Below are 3,347 nucleotides of genomic sequence, written 5' to 3'. Positions count from 1 at the left end.
CAGCAGTGAGATATATTCTCACTGCGATAAAATTAAAGCGCACGAAGTGCCACCTCTTAAAGCGTCGTCGGGGCGGGGGATATATAAGGGGGAGGGAGCGACTTCGCAATTCAAGCCCCTCCCCCTTATAGAAAAAGAAAAAAGGGAATCACTAGAAAGGCAGTTAGTTTGTCATTCTGAGCGAAGCGAAGAATCTCTACCCGAGTCACTAGTCGCTAACAGAGATTCTTCGCCTGCTATGCAGGCTCAGAATGACAATGAATCCAGCATTTACTCCTAATCCAAAAAGCAATGATTCACAGAAAGCCCACAAAGATTCTTCACCCCTTGCAGGGGTTCAGAATGACAAACTTAGCTACCCGCAAGGGAAACCCACACACAATAAACACCTGCAAAGGAAACCCACACACAATAAACACCTGCAAAGGAAATTAGCTTGTCATTCTGAGGGAAGGCAAAGCCTGACCGAAGAATCTCTGCAAGAATCACTAACAACTCCGTTACTTTGTCGCCTCTTGCGGGCGGGCGTGAGAGCGACCGAAGAATCTCTCTCATATACTAAAGACTCCTTAAAAAAATCGCCCTATTGTCACCTCTTCGCTTTCTTACGAAAGCAAAGAGTTGGAAACTAACTCCCCTTTAGGTAAGCCACCTTGTCAGCCCCAACGTAAAGTCAAATCACCCCAACACAGAAGAGTCTATTGCTTTCTCCCTGAAGTCGCATAATCATCAATACTGGAGAGCTCGCCTCCTACGCGGTATTTCGCCCCTCTATGCGAGCTTGGTAGCCTATCGCCTTGCCCAAAAAGCTTATGACGCAATGAGCCTTTGGTGTATTCTTGCTGATACACGCCTCTTTTTTGCAATTCAGGCACGATAAACTCCACCACATCTTCAAAAGTCCCCGGGGTTGTCGCATATGCTAGATTAAAGCCATCAGCATCGCTATATTCTATAAGCTCTTGCAAAATATCGCAAACTTCCTTTTTGCCACCAATGATTTTATTACCCAAAGCCCCAATTCCTGCGACTTTTATAAGCTCCCTTAAGGTCCAAACCTTGCCATCATCTGTGCGAGAATTAGCAAATTCAGTTACCTTACCAATGATGGCGTTTGATTTAATCTCTGTGAGTGCGTCATCTAAGTTATATTTACCTAAATTCTCACCCAGCCAGCCCGAATTTAGCACCAAAGAGCCCTCTTCATTCACATAGCTTAGCAAATCTTTATATTTTGCTTCCGCGAGCTTTTGCGTTTCATCAGTGATTATGCACGCTAGCACATATATCTTCGCACTATAAGGGTCGCGCCCTGCTTTGATGAGCTCATCGCGGATTTGCTTAACTGCGATTTTGGTGTACTCCTTAGAAATGGGTGAGATAAATATCGCTTCGGCATTTTCAGCCGCAAACCTCATACCGCGAGGAGAATTCCCGGCTTGGAAAAGCACGGGTGTGCGTTGAATGCTAGGCTCGCAGACATGGATTCCGGGCACATCAAAATACTTACCCTTATGCCCGATATGATGAATTTTATAAGGATTAGCAAAATCCCCGCTCTTTCTATCAAGTATCACCGCATCATCTTCCCAGCTCCCCTCTAAAAGCTTATAAATCACCTCTAAATACTCATCAGCTACCTCATATCGCTCATCATGTGGGAGCTCCTTTTCTCCCATTTGGCGGTTCGCACTTGGCAAGTAGCCTGTAACGATATTCCAGCCCACGCGTCCTTTAGTAAGGTGATCTAAAGTGCTAAGCCTCCTAGCAAAGGGGAAAGGGTGCTCAAAAGGCACGCCCGCTGTGATACCAAAGCCCACATGCTCCGTAACCGCCGCACCAATGGCAGCAAGCTGCACGGGGTCATTTACAGGCGTTTGCACCGCACCCCTTAGGGCACTGAGATCATTGCCATTATAAATATCATACACGCCCAACACATCAGCGATAAAAATCGCATCAAAGAGCCCTTTCTCGGCGATTTTGGCGACATTTTGCCAATACTCTATATCTTTATACTTCAAAGCCTGATCACCCGGGTAACGCCACAGCCCCGGGCTTAAATGCGTAATGCAGTTCATATCAAAGGCGTTAAAACGAATTTGTTTCCTGCCTCCCATTACTTCCTCCTTGTATTGTAAGTTTTTCTTAAGTTTGTGCTAACTTATGGGCATAATGATAGCCAATATTTTACATATTTTTTAAATTACAATATGTATTTTTATATATTTGTATTTTTATGCTACTTTTTTACTCAATCTTAGACTTGCTATGCACTGGCGGAAGCAAAAAGTGGAAATGAAAAAGTATAAGGAGACCAAAACTCTGCCCTTTTATTATGTCCAAAACCTCTGCAAAGAGGTGAAGAATCGCTATTTGATACACCAGAAATTCTCCAAGTTTGTCATTCTGAGGGCGGGCGCGAGAACGACCGAAGAATCTCTGTGGGATTTACTAGAACGTTAGCTAAGTTTGTCATTCTGAGCTTGAGAATCAAGCGAAGAATCTCTCTTATCTGCTAAAGACTCTTTAAACGAGTCACTAGAAAGGCGGTTACTTTGTCATTCTGAACCTTTAGGTGAAGAATCTCTGTTGGAATCACCAAAAAGCACGACTAGTGATTCCTTTAGAGATTCTTCGGGCATAAAGCCCTCAGAATGACAAAATGACGGAGTCGTTGGTGGCTCTGGTGGAGATTCTTCACCCTAAAGGGTAAAGACATGACAAACTTGCCTACCCGCAAGGGAAATTATTTTGTCATTCTGAGGGAGCGTAGCGACCGAAGAATCTCTTTCAAACCTACTAGAAAGCCCGCAGAGATCCTTCGCTTTCTTGCGAAAGCTCAGAATGACAAAATAACAGCATTTACTAGTAATCCAAACAGCAATTCTTCATCCCCTAAAGGAGGCTCTAGACATAACAAACTTTGCACCCTTACTAGGGAGATAGGAAGCAGGCTTAAAGTCAATAAAAATTATTTTATATAAGAAATTCTTATCTCGTTAAAAATTTTTTATTACAATCCCGTGCAAACGAAAAATTATAAAATGAATTAAAAATTATAAATAATATGACAAATAAACGAGATAATGCAATGGAACCAAACAATGATAAAAAGATATATTATTACCCCCCCCCCCCCCCCGACGCCCCAAAAAAAAAGGAAATCCACATCTTCCAAATTTACTTCATTTTCCTTTTTTTCCTTTTTTCCCTTTTTTTTACTCTTATGTTCTCCCCCCCCACCCAAAACCCCAAACCAAAAATTTAATAACCTTTTCCATACCCCCCAAACACCCCACAATTTCTTTCTCTTTTCACCACTTCCCCGCCCCCCAAACAAAGGG

The 3,347-nt window shown here is 43.0% G+C and carries 3 protein-coding genes and 1 pseudogene; 3 read left to right on the top strand and 1 reads right to left on the bottom strand.

Annotated elements, in window-relative coordinates; translation table 11 throughout:
- Positions 1 to 280, top strand: a pseudogene (locus tag CQA63_RS09195) (hypothetical protein); the annotation flags it as partial.
- Positions 258 to 632, top strand: a complete 375-nt coding sequence (locus CQA63_RS09600) for a hypothetical protein (RefSeq protein ID WP_147288784.1) — start codon at positions 258 to 260, stop codon at positions 630 to 632. The pseudogene CQA63_RS09195 and the gene CQA63_RS09600, both read left to right, overlap by 23 nt.
- Before the next feature lie 66 nt (positions 633 to 698).
- Here the strand turns inward: CQA63_RS09600 and CQA63_RS09185 are convergent, their stop codons facing one another.
- Positions 699 to 2,120 carry an LLM class flavin-dependent oxidoreductase gene (locus tag CQA63_RS09185; RefSeq protein WP_104700509.1) on the bottom strand — a complete coding sequence of 474 codons (1,422 nt, stop codon included), beginning with the start codon at positions 2,118 to 2,120 and terminating at the stop codon, positions 699 to 701.
- A gap of 178 nt (positions 2,121 to 2,298) precedes the next feature.
- On the opposite strand from CQA63_RS09185, the gene CQA63_RS09980 reads away from it, so the two are divergent.
- A complete protein-coding gene (locus CQA63_RS09980) occupies positions 2,299 to 2,466 on the top strand; it encodes a hypothetical protein (RefSeq protein WP_158655508.1) in 168 nt (55 codons plus the stop codon).
- Positions 2,467 to 3,347 lie beyond the last annotated feature (881 nt).

This window comes from Helicobacter marmotae (genome assembly GCF_003364255.1).
Lineage (GTDB): Bacteria > Campylobacterota > Campylobacteria > Campylobacterales > Helicobacteraceae > Helicobacter_C > Helicobacter_C marmotae.
The sequence above is the reverse complement of the archived record's forward strand: the minus strand, read 5'-3'. Positions and strand labels throughout refer to the sequence as shown.

What these genes read in the sequence shown, in the direction of transcription:
- CQA63_RS09600 (WP_147288784.1), top strand. Translation starts at nt 258, where the DNA reads ATGAATCCAGCATTTACTCCTAATCCAAAAAGCAATGATTCACAGAAA.
- CQA63_RS09185 (WP_104700509.1), bottom strand. Translation starts at nt 2,120, where the DNA reads ATGGGAGGCAGGAAACAAATTCGTTTTAACGCCTTTGATATGAACTGC.
- CQA63_RS09980 (WP_158655508.1), top strand. Translation starts at nt 2,299, where the DNA reads ATGAAAAAGTATAAGGAGACCAAAACTCTGCCCTTTTATTATGTCCAA.